Here is a 14,322-nt window from a genome sequence, read left to right on the forward strand (position 1 = left end):
CGCCGGATCCGACGCGATCGGCCGGATCCGACACCGAGGGCCCCCGCTTCCGCGGGGGCCCTCGGTCGTACCGTGGAGGCGTGCAGGGAAGCCGGCGGCATCGCTACTACTTCGCCATGATGGGCGTCTGCCTGGGGCTGTTCGTCCTGGCCTGGGGCGTCGTCCGGTTCTGGTCCGTCCCGGCCGCGATCGGCATGTGCCTGTTCGCGATGGTCATCCCCCCGGCCGCCGCGGTCTTCGCCAACAAGCGGGACCCGGAGGACGACTGGTGGAACGACCCGCGGTGGGACGACCCGCACTGGGACGACCCCGGACACGACCGGGACCGCCCCGACCGCCCCGACCGGGACGACCGTCCGAAGTAGCCCCCCCGGGGCCGGGCCGGGCTAGTAGACGAGGGCCTGCACGCCGCCCGCCATGATCTCGCTGACGAACACCTGCGCGCCCGCGATCCGGACACCCTCGACGGTGTCCTTCTGCTCGATCCCGCGCCGGGCGGCGCACTGGGTGCACAGGGTGACGGTGCCGGCCGCCAGGATCGACTCCAGCAGGTCCGGCAGCGGCGCCGCGTGCGGCAGCTCGAACTCCGCCGCCCGCCCCGGCAGGGCGAACCAGGACGACTCGCCGGTCAGCCAGAGTGAGACCTCGACCCCGCTGGCGACGGCCACCGCCGCCACCGTGAAGGCCTGCGAGCAGCGCTCCGGCGCGTCCGCCCCGGCGGTGACCTTGATGACGAGCTTCTTCGCGTTCGTCGGTACTTGCGGCGATGCGTGCGCGGACGCGTTCGACGATGCTTCCGGCGATGCGTGGGACGTTGCGTTGGACGACATGCCGCCACCCTAGATCCCGGCGAAATGCCGACGTGGTGGGGCTCACCGAGACCCGTCGTCACCCGGCGGATAGAGTGAGCGCCAGCAAAATCCACCACACTGTCGCCGCCCTGGGAGCCCCCCGTGTCCGGTCTGGAAATCTTCTTCGACGGTCTGCTGGCCCTCATGGCCGTGCTGATCACCTGGTTCGCCATCTTCTCGGTGATGAAGCTGTACCAGGGCCAGCGCTGAGCCGGCTGCCGTACGGTTGAAGCTGCCCCACATCGTCGACGACAGCGACCAGGAACATGATCGAAATCCCGTCTGACCTCCACCAGGACGTCGTCCCGCTCGCCTTCCTCCTCGGCACCTGGGAGGGCGCGGGCGTCTACGCGCCGCTGCCCGGTGAGGAGGCCGCCGGTGCGGAGAAGTGCAACTTCGGCCAGGAGATCGTCTTCCGGCACGACGGCCGGCCCTTCCTGGAGTTCCGCTCCCGCACCTGGGTGCTGGACAGCGAGGGCGAGAAGATCCGCCCGCTGGAGAACGAGCACGCGTTCTGGCGCATCACCAGCAACCAGCACGGCACCAGCGGTGCCCGCGGCATCGAGATCTCCTCCGTCCGCGACGACGGCACCGTGGAGATCTGGTACGGCGAGCTGGCCGACGGCAAGCCGCAGATCGACGTCTCCACCGACGCGGTGGCCCGCATCGAGGGGTCGCCGGAGTACTCGGGCGGCAAGCGTCTCTTCGGCTTCGTCAACGAGGAGCTGCTCTGGGTCGGCGAGAAGGCCGCCCCGAACGTGCCGCTGCGCCCGTACATGTCGGCGCAGCTGAAGAAGGTGCTCAGCCCGGCTCAGCTGATCAAGGACATCAACGACCTGCCGGACGACGGCATCGCGTTCTTCCGCTGAGCGGAGCGCTCCGCCGGGCGGAGCCTTCCCCCCGGGCGGAGCCTTCCGTCCGGCGAAGCCTTCCGTCGGGCGCGGCCGTCGTCGCGCCCGGCTCATCGCGCACGAGGTAGGGACCGGTCGGGGGCCGGTCCCTACACTTGCGGCAGGACCCCGACCTTGGCAGGGACAGCACCGTGGCGGACACCGGCACCACCGACTGGCAGCTCTCCGGCGACTGGAAGGCCGATCTGCGTGAGCGCGGCTACCGCCTCACGCCCCAGCGCCAGCTCGTCCTGGAGGCGGTCGACGCGCTGGACCACGCGACGCCCGACGACATCCTCGGCCACGTCCGCCGGACGGCCAGCGGCGTCAACATCTCCACCGTCTACCGGACCCTGGAGCTGCTGGAGGAGCTCGGCCTGGTGTCGCACGCGCACCTCGGCCACGGCGCCCCGACGTACCACCTGGCGGGCCGTCACCACCATCTGCACCTGGTCTGCCGGGACTGCGAGAAGGTCACCGAGACCGGTACCGAGATCGCCCGGCCGTTGATCGACAGCCTGCGCCAGCAGCACGGTTTCGACACCGATCTCAAGCATTTCGCCATCTTCGGCCGCTGCGCCGACTGCACCGCCAAGCTCGCCGAGCACCGGTCGTAAGCTGGCCGGTATGAAGAGCCCGCTGCTTGCGCTGCCCGGTGCCGTCCCCGCCGAGGGAACCGACGAGGGCGTGGCCGCCCACTACGGCGACATCTTCCGCGAGCAACGCGACCTCGCCCGGGGCACGGGCTTCGTGGACCTCTCGCACCGGGGCGTCGTCACCGTCACGGGCGCCGACCGGCTGGCCTGGCTGCACCTGCTGCTCACCCAGCACGTCAGCGAGCTGCCGGTCCAGCAGGCTACCGAGGCGTTGGTGCTCTCCCCGAACGGACACGTCGAGCACGCCCTCTACCTGGTCGACGACGGCACCACCACCTGGGCGCACGTCGAGCCGGGCACCCAGCAGGCGCTGGTCGGCTACCTGGAGAGCATGAAGTTCTTCTACCGGGTGGATGTCGCCGACGCGACCGCCGACTACGCGGTGGTCCACCTGCCGGGCGGCTCCACCGCCCCGGCGGACGGCGCCTCGGCGGTGCGCGAGCTGTCGTACGGGCGGGACCTCTTCCTGCCGCGGGCCGAGCTGGAGACGTTGACCGGCGGGTACGGCCCGGCGGCCGGGATCTGGGCGTACGAGGCGCTGCGGATCGAGGGCCACCGGCCCCGGCTCGGGTTCGAGACCGACCACCGGACCATCCCGCACGAGGTGGACTGGCTGAGCACCGCCGTCCATCTGCAGAAGGGCTGCTACCGGGGGCAGGAGACCGTCGCCCGGGTGCACAACCTGGGGCGCCCGCCGCGTCGGCTGGTCTTCCTGCACCTGGACGGCACCGAGGAGGTACTGCCCCCGCACGGCACGGAGGTGCGGCTCGCCGCGGACCCGGACGGCCGGGCGCTGGGCTTCGTGACCTCCTCGGCGCGCCACCACGAGCTGGGGCCGATCGCGCTGGCGATCGTCAAGCGGAACGTCCCGGTGGACGCGGTGCTGCTGGCCGGGACGGTGCCGGGGACGCAGGACGTGATCGTCCCGCAGTAGGCGGGCCGGACCGGCCGGCGGGTCAGACCTCGACCAGGACGGTGAACGGTCCGTCGTTCACCAGGGCGACCCGCATGTCCGCGCCGAACCGGCCGGTCTGGACCTTGGCGCCGAGCGCGCGCAGCTGGGCGACCACCTCGTCCACCAGCGGCTCGGCGACCGGGCCGGGGGCGGCCGCGTTCCAGGTCGGGCGGCGGCCCTTGCGGGCGTCCCCGTAGAGGGTGAACTGGCTGATCACCAGGAGCGGTGCGCCGAGGTCCGAGCAGGACAGCTCGACGGCGTTCCCGCCCTCGCCCTCGCCCGCGCCGTCGGCCGACGGCGAGGGCGCCTCCAGCAGCCGCAGCGTCCAGAGCTTGCGGGCCAGCTGGGCCGCCTTGGCGGGGGTGTCCTCGTGGGTGACGCCGACCAGCACGCAGAGCCCGGGCCCCTCGATCGCGCCGACGGTCTCGCCGGCCACCGTCACGCTGGCCTCGGTCACTCGCTGTACCACTGCTCGCATGCGGCCATTGTGCCGGAGCCCGCCGCGCGCCCTTGCGGCCCCCTGGGGGGCGTGCATGCACTTGGCGCGCGCCGGGTGGTGTGCGCCTGTGCGACCGGTGGTGCCGCTCCTGCTGCGAAAAGCCCCGGTCGTATCAGCCACTCCCGTTCGCCAGGGGGCCGTTCGGGTGCACGGGCGGTGCACCGGCGGTGGGCGGGGTGGCACGCTGGGGGACGGTACGAGGGTCCGGGGCGCCAGAGGTCCGCCGCGCCGGGCCCGTTCGGCCGGGCGGTCGAGTCGGTAGGTCAGGCGTTCTGGTGGTGTCGCCCCGTGGGGTGGTACCGGCCACGGGCGGGAACCTTCGGGGGCGGTCGCGCGTGCCATCGGACGGGTGTGCGCGGTGGGTACGCGCGACGGCCCGCCGGGGGACGGGTCGAACCGGCGGCAGGCGACGGGGTGCCGCGAGCGGGCGGGATCGGACGACGGCAGGTGGTTGGTTGATGGACGCGAGCAGCGCGGCGCGGGACCGGTCCGGGCGGATGCCCGAGGCGCCGGAGCCGGCGGGGGGCCCCTCCGGCCCGGCGGTGGGTACGGACGGTGAACCCGATCTGGAGGGGTTGGGCCTGGAACAGCTGCGGACCCTGCGCCGGGAGACCTTGCAGCAGGAGGCGGACCTCTCCTATCTGCGCCGCCTGCTGCACGGGCGGATGGACATCCTGCGGGCCGAGCTCGACCGCCGGCCGGGCGCGCTCCGGGTGGCGGCGGGGGGTGAGGGGCCGGCGGGGGGTGCCCTGCTGGACCGGCTGGCGGCCATCCTCACCGACGCGCCGTCGACGGTGCGCCGGTCCGCCCGGCACGTCACCCTGGGGCCGCCCCGGGGCCAGCAGTCCCAGCTGGAGGCCGACGCCCTGATGGGTGACGTCCAGCTGGCCGACCTGGCCGCGCATCCGCCCGAGGACCTGCTGGCGGCGCTGGAGCTGCTGCGGGAGCACGAGCGCGAGGTGTCCGGCCGACGGCAGCTACTGCTGCGGACGGCGGACGGCTGCAGCGCCGAGATCACCCGCAGGTACCGTGATGGGGAAGCGCGGGTCGACGACCTGCTCACGGGCGGCCCGCTCTGACCGGGTGAGGTGTCCGGGGCGGGCGTGCGGTCCGGCTCGCCCCCGGCCCACCCTCACCCCGGAAGGCTTCCGCCATGTCCCACTCCGTCGCCCTGCCCGTGCTCGCCGAGGTCATACGCTCCGGCTTCACCGAGGGCCGGCACCACGGATCGCTGGTACTGCTCGCCGCCGACGGTTCGGTGGAGTTCGCGCTGGGCAGCCCCGACGCGCCGGTCTTCCCGCGGTCCTGCGCCAAGCCGTTCCAGGCGGTGGCCACCCTGCGGGCCGGCCTGGCGATCGAGGGCGAGCTGCTGGCGCTGGCGGCCTCCAGCCACTCCGCCGAAACGTTTCACCGGGACGGGGTGCGGCGGATCCTGGGCGCCGCCGGGCTGGACGAGTCCGCCCTGCGGACCCCGGCGGACCTGCCCCTCGACGAGACCGAGGCGGAGCTGTACCTGAAGGCCGGCGGCGAGCGCGCGCCGATCCTGATGGACTGCTCCGGCAAGCACGCCGGCTGGCTGGCCGCCTGCGTCGCCAACGGCTGGCCCACGGAGACCTACCTGGACCCGGCGCACCCCGTCCAGCTGCTCGCCCGCGAGGCCCTGGAGGAGGCCACCGGCGAGCCGGCGGCGCACGCCGGGGTGGACGGCTGCGGCGCGCCGCTGCTGGCCGTCAGCCTGACCGGCCTGGCCCGCGGCTACCGGGCGCTGCTGCGCGCCGAGCCGGGGACGCCGCAGCGGCGGGTGGCCGACGCGATGCGGGCGCACCCCGAGTACGTGGCCGGTACCCGCCGGCCCGACACCTGGCTGATGCGGGCGGTGCCGGGCGCGCTGTCCAAGATGGGCGCCGAGGCCGTCCAGGTCGTCGCGCTGCCGGAGGGCCGGGCGCTCGCCTTCAAGATCGACGACGGTGCCGAGCGGGCCCGCGGGCCGGTCCTGGCGGCCGCGCTGCGCCGGCTCGGCGTGACGACGGCGGACGGCACGGTCGAGCGGATCGCGGCCGCGCCGCTGCTCGGCGGCGGGGTGCCGGTGGGCGAGGTCCGGGCGGCCTTCTGAGGCCCGCCCGGCGGGCGCCGGAGTGCGGACCGACCGGTGGCGGTGCACGGTGGACGGGGGCCGTCGCAGAGCTGAGGGAGTCCGTCATGAGCGAGCACGTGTACCGGGTGACCGAGATCGTCGGGTCCTCGACCGAGAGCATCGACGCCGCCATCCGCAACGGGGTGGAGCGGGCCTCCCGGACGCTGCGCAACCTCGACTGGTTCGAGGTGACGCAGGTCCGGGGCCACCTCGCGGACGGCCGGATCAAGCACTACCAGGTCGGTCTGAAGGTCGGCTTCCGGCTCGACGACGAGGCCTGACCGGCTCGCGTGCCGCCGCTGGGCTCCGGGCCCGTCCCGACTGGCCGGCGCGTTCCGACCCGCCGGCGCGCCCCGACTGGCCGGCACGTTCCGACCCGCCGGCGCGCCCCGACTGGCCGGCGCGCCCCCGCCGGCACGTCCCGACCCGCCGGCGCGCCCCCGCCAGGCCCCGGGCGTCCCGCGGGGGTTCAGCGGTCGCGCTCCGGCAGGACCAGCGGGACGCCCGTGCGCGGGTGCGCCAGCACCTCGACCGGGTGCCCGTAGACCTCGCTGAGCAGCGGCGCCCGCAGCACCTCGGCCACCGGCCCGTCCGCGACCGTCGCACCGGCGGTCAGCAGCACCACCCGGTCCGCGTAGGCCGCCGCCAGCGAGAGGTCGTGCAGCACGACCACCACGCCGTCCCCGGCGGCGGCCCGGGCCCGGGCGACCCGCAGCACCAGCTCCTGGTGGCGCAGGTCGAGGGCCGCGGTGGGTTCGTCGAGCAGCAGCAGCGCGGTCCGCTGGGCCAGGACCCGGGCCAGCGCCACCCGGGCCCGCTCGCCGCCGGAGAGCGCGGTGAACGGGCGCCCGGCGAAGGCGGCGCACTCGGTCGCGGCCATCGCCTCGGCGACCACCGCGTCGTCCTCGTCGGCGGCCGTCGTACCGGCCCAGGGGGCGCGGCCCATCCGGACCACCTCGTCGGCGGGGAACGGGAAGGAGAGGGCGGCGGACTGCGGCAGCAGCGCGCGGTGCCGGGCGAGTTCGGCGGGCCGGTAGCCGGCCAGCGGGCGGTCGAGCAGCCGGACCTCGCCGGCGGACGGCGCGAGGTCGCCGGCCAGGACGGAGAGCAGGGTGGACTTGCCGGCGCCGTTCGGCCCGAGCAGGGCGACCACCTCGCCGGCCGTCACCCGGACGTCCGCGCCGGCCAGCAGCTCGCGCCCGCCGACCGTCAGCCGGACGGCCTCGGCGGTGAGCAGTTCGGTGCCCGGGGCGGGGCGTCCGGGCACCTCGGGTCGGGTTCGCAGTCTCATGCCCAGCCTCCCTGCTTGGTCCTGGTGCGGCGCAGCAGCCAGAAGAAGAACGGGCTGCCGATCAGCGCGGTGAGGACGCCGAGCGGCAGTTCGGCGGGCGCGGCCAGGGTGCGGGCGGCGAGGTCGCCGGCGACCAGCACGAGCGCGCCGCCGAGGGCGGAGGCGGGCAGCAGGAACCGGTGGCCCGGTCCGGCCACCATCCGCAGCAGGTGCGGGACGACCAGGCCGACGAAGCCGATGATGCCGCTGACCGCGACGGCGGCGGCGGTCAGCAGGGCGACCACGGTGATCAGCACCAGGCGCATCCGCTCGACGTCCACGCCGAGGTGGCGGGCCGGCCGCTCGCCGAGCGCCAGCAGGTCCAACTGGCGTGCGTAGCGCGGGGCGAGGGCCAGGCCGACGAGCGCGAACGGCAGGACGGCCAGCACCTTGCCCCAGGTGGCCTGGGAGAGCGAGCCGAGCTGCCAGAAGGTGACCTGGCTGATCGCGGCGGAGTCGGCGGTGAACAGGAAGAGGCCGATCAGCGCTCCGCAGAAGGCGTTCACCGCGACGCCGGTGAGGATCAGCGTGACCACCTCGGTGCGGCCGCCGGAGCGGGACATCGCGTACACCGCGAAGACCGTCAGCAGACCGGTGACGAAGGCGAAGGCGGTGATCGTCCAGGTGCCGAAGGCGTCCAGGCCGAGCACGATGCAGCCGACCGCGCCGACCGCGCCGCCGGAGGAGACGCCGATCACGGCGGGTTCGGCCAGCGGGTTGCCGAACACGCCCTGCATCAGGGCGCCCGCGCAGCCGAGCGAACCGCCGACCAGCAGGGCGAGCACCACGCGGGGGAGGCGGACGTTCCAGAGCACCGACTCGGGGACCCGCTCCAGCGCGTGCCCGCCGAGGCCGAGCCGGTGGGCGAAGGAGGCGAGGATGTCGCCGAGCGGGATGCGGTAGGCGCCGATCCCGGCCGCGAGCAGGGCGCAGAGCAGCAGGGCGGCGGCCAGGCCGGCGGTGATCACGGCGGTGCGCCGCGCTCCGGGCAGCCCGAGGGTCTTCTTCCTTACGGCGGTGGTCACTTGGCGGCCGCCGGGTAGAGCTGGTCGGCGATCTCGCGGAGCACCTGCGGGGTACGCGGGCCGTAGCTGAGCAGCTGGCCGTCCTCGATCGAGACGACCCGGCGGTCCAGGCCGGCCGGGGTCTGCGCGACACCGGGCAGCTTGAGCAGACCGTCCACGCCGCCGACCGAGTCCAGGCCCTTGCTCATCACCAGGATCGCGTCGGGCGCCGCCTTGACCAGGGCCTCGCTGGTGAGCGGGGTGAAGTCGCCGGCCAGTCCGGCGGTCTTGCCGGCGTCCTCACCGCCGACGGCCTCGATCAGCGAGGTGGCGCCGGAGGCCGGGCCGCCCAGGAGGAAGACGGAGGCGCTGCCGCGCAGGTAGAGGAAGGCGACCTTGGGGTGGCGGTCGGCGGTGGGCAGCGCGGCCCGGGTCTCGGTGATCCGCCGCTCGGTGCGCTCCTTCAGCCGCTGTCCGGCGTCGGGGACGCCCAGGCCGGCGGCGAGGGTGTCGATCCGGGGGCCGATGTCGGCGAGCTGCTTGGCGTCGTCCAGGACGATCAGCGGGACGCCGGCGGCGCGGATCTGGGCGATCGCCTCGGCCGGGCCGGTGGAGCGGTCGGCGAGGACGACCGTCGGGTGCAGCGAGAGCACGCCCTCGGCGGAGACGTCGTGCGCCTGGGTGATCACCGGCAGCGCGGCGGCCTGCTGGAAGGTGGTGGAGACGTCCCGGGCGACCACCTTGGGGCCGAGGCCGAGACTGAACACGATCTCGGCGAGGCTTCCGTTGAGCGGGATGATCCGGTCGGCGCTGGTCACGGTGACCTGGCGGCCGTCGGCGGAGGCGGTGGTGGCCGGCAGTCGGGGCGCGGGCTCCCCGGGCAGCGGCTCCACGGCGTCCGGGGCACGCGAGGCGGCGGCCCTGGCGGCGGCTCCGCCGGCGCCGGTGCCCGAGCCGCAGGCGGTCAGTGCGAGCAGCAGACCGAGGGCCACCAGCAGCAGGAGAGGCCCGCGGGCCCCTCGGGTTCGGATCGTGCCGCTGCTCAACGTGTTTCCCTTCGCTGGGAGTTGGCGCCGCCGGCGGCGGTGGGCCGGGGTGGTCGGCGGGACTCTTGACTCATATATTAGGTTAGCCTTACCTGTGTTTAGCAAGGGGGTCGGTGCCACGCCGACCCCTCCCCTGTTGTGCCGAGGAGTGATCCGCCGTGCCTCTGCCCAGACGGCTCCGTCGCCTGGCCGCCATTCTGGTGGCCACCCTCGCCGCTCTCCTGACGGTGGCGCTGCTGCCGGGCCAGGCGGTGGCGGCGGAGGGCAAGGTGTCCGGCGGACGGCTGGACTGGGGCATCAAACAGTCCTTCCTGACGTACGTCACCGGCCCGATCGCCAAGGGGAACTGGGCGCTGACCGGTGGCGCCGCGACGGTCGCCGGGAACACCTTCCGGTTCCACTCGGCCACCGGCGCGTACGACCCGGCGACCGGCGCGCTGAGCGCCGCCTTCTCCGGCGGGGTCCGGTTCACCGGGCACCAGGAGAACGGTGCCAACGCCCTCGATCTGAGCATCGGCCGGCTGACCTTCCGGGCCGCCGCCGGCGGCGGTGCCGGGCTGTACGCCGACGTCAGCAGCAAGGCCAAGGACAGCGGTCAGGTCAGCAGTGTGAGCCAGGCGAAGCTGGCCGACCTCTCGCTGGCCGGGGTGGACCTGCGCGGCGCCGCCGGCACCCTGGCGCTCAGCAATGTGCCCGCGACGCTGACCGACGCCGGGGCGAAGGCCTTCGGCAACTTCTACACCGCCGGGACGGCGCTGGACCCGGTCAGCCTCTCGGTCAACCTGCCGGCGGCGCAGCCGACCTCGGCGGCCCCGTCGCCGACCGCGGCGGCGTCCACGCCGGCCGCCGTACCCACCACCCGGCCGGCCGCGACGCCGGAGCAGCCGTCGGCCGCCCCGACCTCGCCCGCCGCCGAGGCCCCGGCCCGGACCGAGTTCGCCAACGGCGCGCTCGACTGGGGCGTGCGCCGGACCTTCCGCGACTACGTCACCGGCGCGATCGCCAAGGGCCGTTGGGAGCTCGGCGGCGGCGCCGCGGACGGCGGCGCGTTCTTCCGCTGGACCCCGGCCAAGGGTGGGTACGACCCGGCGGCCGGCACCCTCACCGCCTCCTTCGGCGGCAGCGTCCGGTTCACCGGTATGTCCGGCGGCGATGGCTACGGGCTCGACCTCACCCTCGCCAACCCGGGGGTGACGGTGACCGGCGGTCAGGGCCGGCTGCTCGCGGACGTCTCCGGCCGGACGCCGGACGGCGGTTCGCAGGCACAGACCGGGGTCGAGCTGGCCGCCTTCGACGCGGCCGCGCTGAAGCCCGAGGCGGGCCTGCTGAAGGCCGTCGAACTCCCGCTCAGGCTCACCGAGGCGGGCGCCAAGGCCTTCGGCAACCTCTACCCGGCGGGCACCGAGATGGACCCGCTGAGCTTGGCCGTCGCCCTGGACCCGGCCGCCGCGCTCCCCCCGCTGCCCGACATCGGCAGCGCCCCGCCGGCCGCGCCCGCCCAGAGCCCCACCACGGCGCCCTCCGCCGCGCCCGTCGCCGCGTCGTCCTCCTCCTCGGACGGCGTCCCGGCGGTGGCGGTGGCCGGTGGCCTGCTGGTGGTCGCGCTGGCCGCCACCGCCGTCGTGCTCACCCGGCGCAAGCGTCGTGCCACCCCCACCGACGCGGCCTGACGTCGGTTCCCTTCCCCCGCTCACCGAACGGAGTCCCACCATGTCCCGCAGTTCCGCCACGCCCGCAGGCCGCCGCAACCGCACCCGGCTGGCCGCCCTCGCCGCCGCCACGGCGGGTCTCGGCCTGACCGCCCTCGGGGCCCCCGCCCTGGCCTTCGGCGCCGGTGCGCCCAGCAGCGTCACGTACGACACGGGTGCGCTGGACTGGGGGGTCAAGGCCAGCTTCCGCGGCTACGTGACCGGGCCGGTCGGCCAGGGCGCCGTGGAGCTGACCGGCGGGGCCACCACCAACGCGGACGGCAGCTTCCACTTCGGTCTGGCGAGCGCCAGCTACGACCTCACCACGCACTCGCTCACCTCGGCCTTCACCGGTGGCGTCCGGTTCACGGCCCACCACGGCGCGCTGGACGTCGGCCTGAGCGACCTGAAGATATCCACCTCCGGCACGACCGGCACGCTGACCGCCGACACCGCCTCCAAGGAGTCGATGGGCGCCACCGAGGTCACCCGCCGGGACGACGTGCCGCTGGTGACGTTCACCGTCGGCCGGGACACCACCACGGGCGTGCCGACGGCGGCCACGCTCACCGAGCAGGGGTCCAAGGCCTTCGCCGGCTTCTACCAGGGCGGGACGGCGATGGACCCGCTGGCGCTGCTGCTGAAGCAGAGCCCGGCCACGCCCTCGCCGACCGCCACGCCGTCGGCGACGCAGTCCCCGAGCGCCACCGGTTCGCCGTCCGCAACCGCGTCGCCCACGGCGACCGGCTCGCCCTCCGCCACGCAGTCGCCGAGCGCCACCGGCTCCCCGTCGGCCACGCAGTCCCCGAGTGCCACCGGTTCGCCGTCCGCGACCGCGTCGCCCTCGGCGACCGGTTCGCCCTCCGCGACCGGCTCCCCGTCGGCCACCGGCACGCCGTCCGCCACCGCCAAGCCGAGCGGCACCGGCGAACTCGCCGTCGTGAACGCCACCCTGGACTGGTCGGTCAAGGAGAGCTTCCGCAAGTACCTGACGACGATGGCCAACGGCAAGGTGGAGTTCGGCGGCGGCGCCGCGGACTACCGCTTCGGCGGCGGCACCGGCAGCTACAACACCGCGACGCACGCGGTGTCGGCCGGCTTCAACGGCTCGGTCCGCTTCCTCGGTCACCCGGAGGGCGCCGGCTACCAGCTGGACACCACCCTCGCCAAGTTCGGCCTGAAGATCGACAAGGACGGCGCCTTCCTGACCGCCGACGTCAACGCGAAGTCCCGGGACGGCAAGGGCGACACCGTGCTCTCCGGCGTCCGGATCGCCAAGCTGGACCTCTCCAAGGCGAGCTTCGCCCCGGTCAACGGTGTGGTGACGCTCTCCGGCGTCCCGGCCACCCTGACCGCGGAGGGCGTGCCCGCGTTCGGCAGCTACCCGGCGGGCGAGGCGCTCGACCCGGTCACCATCGCACTGGCCTTCGACAAGGGCGCCCAGCTGCCGACCGGCCCGGCGGCGGGCACCGGGACGGGCACCGGCACCGGCGTCAACGTCGGGACGGGCAGCGGCTCCGGCGGCGGCGCGGGCACGGCCGGCGGTGCCACGCTGACCACCGGGGGCGGCGCCTCGCTGGCCTCCACCGGCGCGGACACCCCGGTGGTGCCGCTGCTGGCCACCGCGGCCGGTCTGCTGCTGCTCGGCGGCAGCACCACGGTGCTGGTCCGCCGTCGTGGCGCCGCGCAGGCCTGATCCGACGACATGGGGCACCGGCCCCCGCGAGCAGTCGCTCGCGGGGGCCGGTGCCCCATGGTGCGCTGTCGGGCGGGAGCGTCCCGCTGAGGGAACGTTCCTGCGCCGCCGCGGTCAGGCGCTGAGCGGGTAACGCCCGTCCAGGTCACGGAAGATCGCGCCGTTGAGCACGAACGCGCGCTTGCACTCCTCGACCACCCGGCGGCGCTCGATGTCGTCCAGCGCGAGCCCGGCGGCGTCCAGCTTGGCCCGGTACTCGCGCTTGAAGGCGGCCGGGTTGTCGACCTCCTCGAACACGTAGAACCGCACGCCGTCGCCCTTGCGCTCGAAGCCCCAGGTCTTCTCGGCGATGCCGCGGATGATCTGACCGCCGGACAGGTCGCCCAGGTAGCGGGTGTAGTGGTGCGCGATGTACCCGGCCGGCCACTCGGCCGCCAGCTCCTCCACCCGGGCCACGTAGGCGGCGGTGGCGGGCAGCGGCGCCAGTCCCTCGCGCCAGCCGGGCCCGCGCAGGTGCTCCAGGTCCCGCTCGATGGCGGCGGTGCGCAGCAGGGCCCGGTCGATGAACGGTCCGGCCACCGGGTGGTCCGCCAGCTCGGCGGACCGGCCCTCCAGGGCCCGGTAGACGTACCAGAGCTGACCCGTGAGGTCGGTGTAGGCGTCTATCCCGAGCCGCCCTCCCAGGAGGTGGCTCATGAATGACGACTGCTCCGCGGCCTCGTGCTCCTCGCTGCTGGCGGTGCGGAGCACGGTGGAGAACGGAACGGGCTGCTCGGGCGTGGGCATGCGGCCTCCAGAGATCGGAATCGGCCCCGACTTTTTGGTTAGCCTAACCTAAGCGACCATCATGCCGACAGGGTGTCGGGAAAATTGGGCCCGGCACGGCAGAGGGCCCGGCACGGCAGAGGGTCCGGCAGGGCGGAGGGTCCGGCAGGGCGGAGGGCCCGGCACGGCGGGGGCGGCTCCGGGAACGGCGAAGGCCGGGGTGCGCGGACCACTCCGCGCACCCCGGCCTTCGACTGCCCCGACCTACCTCGAACTGCCCTGAGAACGAGATCGGTACGAGGGCTCAGTGACCGCCCTGCTCCGCCAGTCGCTTGATCGACGCGGTGACCTCGGCCTCGGCCTCGGCGCGGCCGACCCAGTTGGCGCCCTCGACGGACTTGCCGGGCTCCAGGTCCTTGTAGACCTCGAAGAAGTGCTGGATCTCCAGACGGTCGAACTCCGACACGTGGTGGATGTCCTGCAGGTGCTCCCAGCGGGGGTCGGTCGCCGGGACGCAGAGCAGCTTGTCGTCGCCGCCGGCCTCGTCCGTCATCTTGAACATGCCGATGACGCGGCACTTGATCAGGCAACCGGGGAAGGTCGGCTCCTCAAGGATGACCAGGGCGTCCAGCGGGTCGCCGTCGTCCGCCAGGGTGCCCTCGACATAGCCGTAGTCGGCCGGGTACCGGGTCGAGGTGAACAGCATCCGGTCAAGACGAAGACGGCCACTCTCGTGGTCGACCTCGTACTTGTTGCGCGAGCCCTTAGGGATTTCGATAAGGACGTCGAACTCCAACGGTTCCTCCAA

At 74.4% G+C, this 14,322-nt stretch carries 16 protein-coding genes; 9 read left to right on the forward strand and 7 right to left on the reverse strand.

Annotated elements, in window-relative coordinates; translation table 11 throughout:
* The first annotated feature begins 80 nt into the window (after window positions 1-80).
* Window positions 81-365 carry a DUF3099 domain-containing protein gene (locus ACFXHB_RS19895; protein ID WP_380575830.1) on the forward strand — a complete coding sequence of 95 codons (285 nt, stop codon included), beginning with the start codon at window positions 81-83 and terminating at the stop codon, window positions 363-365.
* A 21-nt stretch (window positions 366-386) separates the two neighbouring features.
* On the opposite strand, the gene ACFXHB_RS19900 is transcribed toward ACFXHB_RS19895, so the two are convergent.
* Window positions 387-830 (reverse strand): DsrE family protein, encoded by a 444-nt coding sequence (locus tag ACFXHB_RS19900; protein WP_380575832.1) that lies wholly within the window; start codon window positions 828-830, stop codon window positions 387-389.
* Window positions 831-1,117: 287 nt separating this feature from the next.
* On the opposite strand from ACFXHB_RS19900, the gene ACFXHB_RS19905 reads away from it, so the two are divergent.
* The 3 genes from ACFXHB_RS19905 (at window position 1,118) to ACFXHB_RS19915 (ending at window position 3,331) form a co-directional block, all read left to right on the forward strand.
* Window positions 1,118-1,720 (forward strand): FABP family protein, encoded by a 603-nt coding sequence (locus ACFXHB_RS19905; protein WP_380575834.1) that lies wholly within the window; start codon window positions 1,118-1,120, stop codon window positions 1,718-1,720.
* 173 nt (window positions 1,721-1,893) lie between these two features.
* Window positions 1,894-2,358, forward strand: coding sequence for a Fur family transcriptional regulator (locus ACFXHB_RS19910; protein ID WP_380575836.1), 465 nt, complete (start codon window positions 1,894-1,896; stop codon window positions 2,356-2,358).
* A gap of 10 nt (window positions 2,359-2,368) precedes the next feature.
* Window positions 2,369-3,331, forward strand: a complete 963-nt coding sequence (locus ACFXHB_RS19915) for a YgfZ/GcvT domain-containing protein (protein ID WP_380575838.1) — start codon at window positions 2,369-2,371, stop codon at window positions 3,329-3,331.
* Window positions 3,332-3,353: 22 nt separating this feature from the next.
* Here ACFXHB_RS19915 and dtd read toward each other — a convergent pair whose 3' ends face one another.
* Complete coding sequence (gene dtd, locus ACFXHB_RS19920; RefSeq protein WP_380575840.1) at window positions 3,354-3,830, reverse strand: D-aminoacyl-tRNA deacylase; 477 nt, start codon at window positions 3,828-3,830, stop codon at window positions 3,354-3,356.
* 479 nt (window positions 3,831-4,309) lie between these two features.
* Here dtd and ACFXHB_RS19925 point away from each other — a divergent pair, with 479 nt between their 5' ends.
* The 3 genes from ACFXHB_RS19925 to ACFXHB_RS19935 all read left to right on the forward strand — a co-directional run bounded on the left by ACFXHB_RS19925 (window position 4,310) and on the right by ACFXHB_RS19935 (window position 6,266).
* The gene (locus ACFXHB_RS19925; protein ID WP_380575842.1) at window positions 4,310-4,930 is read left to right on the forward strand and encodes an ABC transporter substrate-binding protein; all 621 of its coding nucleotides are present in this window, start codon (window positions 4,310-4,312) and stop codon (window positions 4,928-4,930) included.
* 74 nt (window positions 4,931-5,004) lie between these two features.
* Window positions 5,005-5,964 carry an asparaginase gene (locus ACFXHB_RS19930; protein ID WP_380575844.1) on the forward strand — a complete coding sequence of 320 codons (960 nt, stop codon included), beginning with the start codon at window positions 5,005-5,007 and terminating at the stop codon, window positions 5,962-5,964.
* 86 nt (window positions 5,965-6,050) lie between these two features.
* Window positions 6,051-6,266: a dodecin gene (locus ACFXHB_RS19935; protein WP_380575846.1), complete on the forward strand. Its 216-nt coding sequence runs from the start codon at window positions 6,051-6,053 to the stop codon at window positions 6,264-6,266.
* Between the two features lie 188 nt (window positions 6,267-6,454).
* On the opposite strand, the gene ACFXHB_RS19940 is transcribed toward ACFXHB_RS19935, so the two are convergent.
* The 3 genes from ACFXHB_RS19940 to ACFXHB_RS19950 are packed head-to-tail and all read right to left on the reverse strand — an operon-like array spanning window position 6,455 to window position 9,365.
* On the reverse strand, window positions 6,455-7,276 hold the full coding sequence (locus ACFXHB_RS19940; protein ID WP_380575848.1) for a heme ABC transporter ATP-binding protein: 822 nt from the start codon (window positions 7,274-7,276) through the stop codon (window positions 6,455-6,457).
* Window positions 7,273-8,340: a FecCD family ABC transporter permease gene (locus ACFXHB_RS19945; RefSeq protein WP_380575850.1), complete on the reverse strand. Its 1,068-nt coding sequence runs from the start codon at window positions 8,338-8,340 to the stop codon at window positions 7,273-7,275. The genes ACFXHB_RS19940 and ACFXHB_RS19945 overlap by 4 nt, the downstream gene beginning before the upstream one ends.
* Window positions 8,337-9,365, reverse strand: a complete 1,029-nt coding sequence (locus tag ACFXHB_RS19950) for a hemin ABC transporter substrate-binding protein (RefSeq protein WP_380575852.1) — start codon at window positions 9,363-9,365, stop codon at window positions 8,337-8,339. The genes ACFXHB_RS19945 and ACFXHB_RS19950 overlap by 4 nt, the downstream gene beginning before the upstream one ends.
* Before the next feature lie 164 nt (window positions 9,366-9,529).
* Here ACFXHB_RS19950 and ACFXHB_RS19955 point away from each other — a divergent pair, with 164 nt between their 5' ends.
* Both ACFXHB_RS19955 and ACFXHB_RS19960 read left to right on the forward strand, forming a co-directional pair.
* Window positions 9,530-11,035 carry an HtaA domain-containing protein gene (locus tag ACFXHB_RS19955; protein WP_380575951.1) on the forward strand — a complete coding sequence of 502 codons (1,506 nt, stop codon included), beginning with the start codon at window positions 9,530-9,532 and terminating at the stop codon, window positions 11,033-11,035.
* A 40-nt stretch (window positions 11,036-11,075) separates the two neighbouring features.
* Entirely contained in the window at window positions 11,076-12,749 is a 1,674-nt protein-coding gene (locus tag ACFXHB_RS19960) for an HtaA domain-containing protein (protein WP_380575854.1), read from the forward strand.
* Window positions 12,750-12,863: 114 nt separating this feature from the next.
* Here the strand turns inward: ACFXHB_RS19960 and ACFXHB_RS19965 are convergent, their stop codons facing one another.
* The gene (locus ACFXHB_RS19965; RefSeq protein ID WP_380575856.1) at window positions 12,864-13,535 is read right to left on the reverse strand and encodes a heme oxygenase (biliverdin-producing); all 672 of its coding nucleotides are present in this window, start codon (window positions 13,533-13,535) and stop codon (window positions 12,864-12,866) included.
* A gap of 283 nt (window positions 13,536-13,818) precedes the next feature.
* Window positions 13,819-14,310: an inorganic diphosphatase gene (locus ACFXHB_RS19970; protein WP_329492202.1), complete on the reverse strand. Its 492-nt coding sequence runs from the start codon at window positions 14,308-14,310 to the stop codon at window positions 13,819-13,821.
* Window positions 14,311-14,322: the final 12 nt, after the last annotated feature.

It is taken from the genome of Kitasatospora sp. NPDC059327 (assembly GCF_042752535.1).
GTDB lineage: Bacteria > Actinomycetota > Actinomycetes > Streptomycetales > Streptomycetaceae > Kitasatospora.

Bases quoted from the DNA above. Each gene is read 5' to 3' on its own strand.
- ACFXHB_RS19900 (WP_380575832.1), bottom strand. From the start codon at position 830: ATGTCGTCCAACGCAACGTCCCACGCATCGCCGGAAGCATCGTCGAAC.
- ACFXHB_RS19905 (WP_380575834.1), top strand. From the start codon at position 1,118: ATGATCGAAATCCCGTCTGACCTCCACCAGGACGTCGTCCCGCTCGCC.
- ACFXHB_RS19915 (WP_380575838.1), top strand. From the start codon at position 2,369: ATGAAGAGCCCGCTGCTTGCGCTGCCCGGTGCCGTCCCCGCCGAGGGA.
- dtd (WP_380575840.1), bottom strand. From the start codon at position 3,830: ATGCGAGCAGTGGTACAGCGAGTGACCGAGGCCAGCGTGACGGTGGCC.
- ACFXHB_RS19925 (WP_380575842.1), top strand. From the start codon at position 4,310: ATGGACGCGAGCAGCGCGGCGCGGGACCGGTCCGGGCGGATGCCCGAG.
- ACFXHB_RS19930 (WP_380575844.1), top strand. From the start codon at position 5,005: ATGTCCCACTCCGTCGCCCTGCCCGTGCTCGCCGAGGTCATACGCTCC.
- ACFXHB_RS19935 (WP_380575846.1), top strand. From the start codon at position 6,051: ATGAGCGAGCACGTGTACCGGGTGACCGAGATCGTCGGGTCCTCGACC.
- ACFXHB_RS19940 (WP_380575848.1), bottom strand. From the start codon at position 7,276: ATGAGACTGCGAACCCGACCCGAGGTGCCCGGACGCCCCGCCCCGGGC.
- ACFXHB_RS19960 (WP_380575854.1), top strand. From the start codon at position 11,076: ATGTCCCGCAGTTCCGCCACGCCCGCAGGCCGCCGCAACCGCACCCGG.
- ACFXHB_RS19965 (WP_380575856.1), bottom strand. From the start codon at position 13,535: ATGCCCACGCCCGAGCAGCCCGTTCCGTTCTCCACCGTGCTCCGCACC.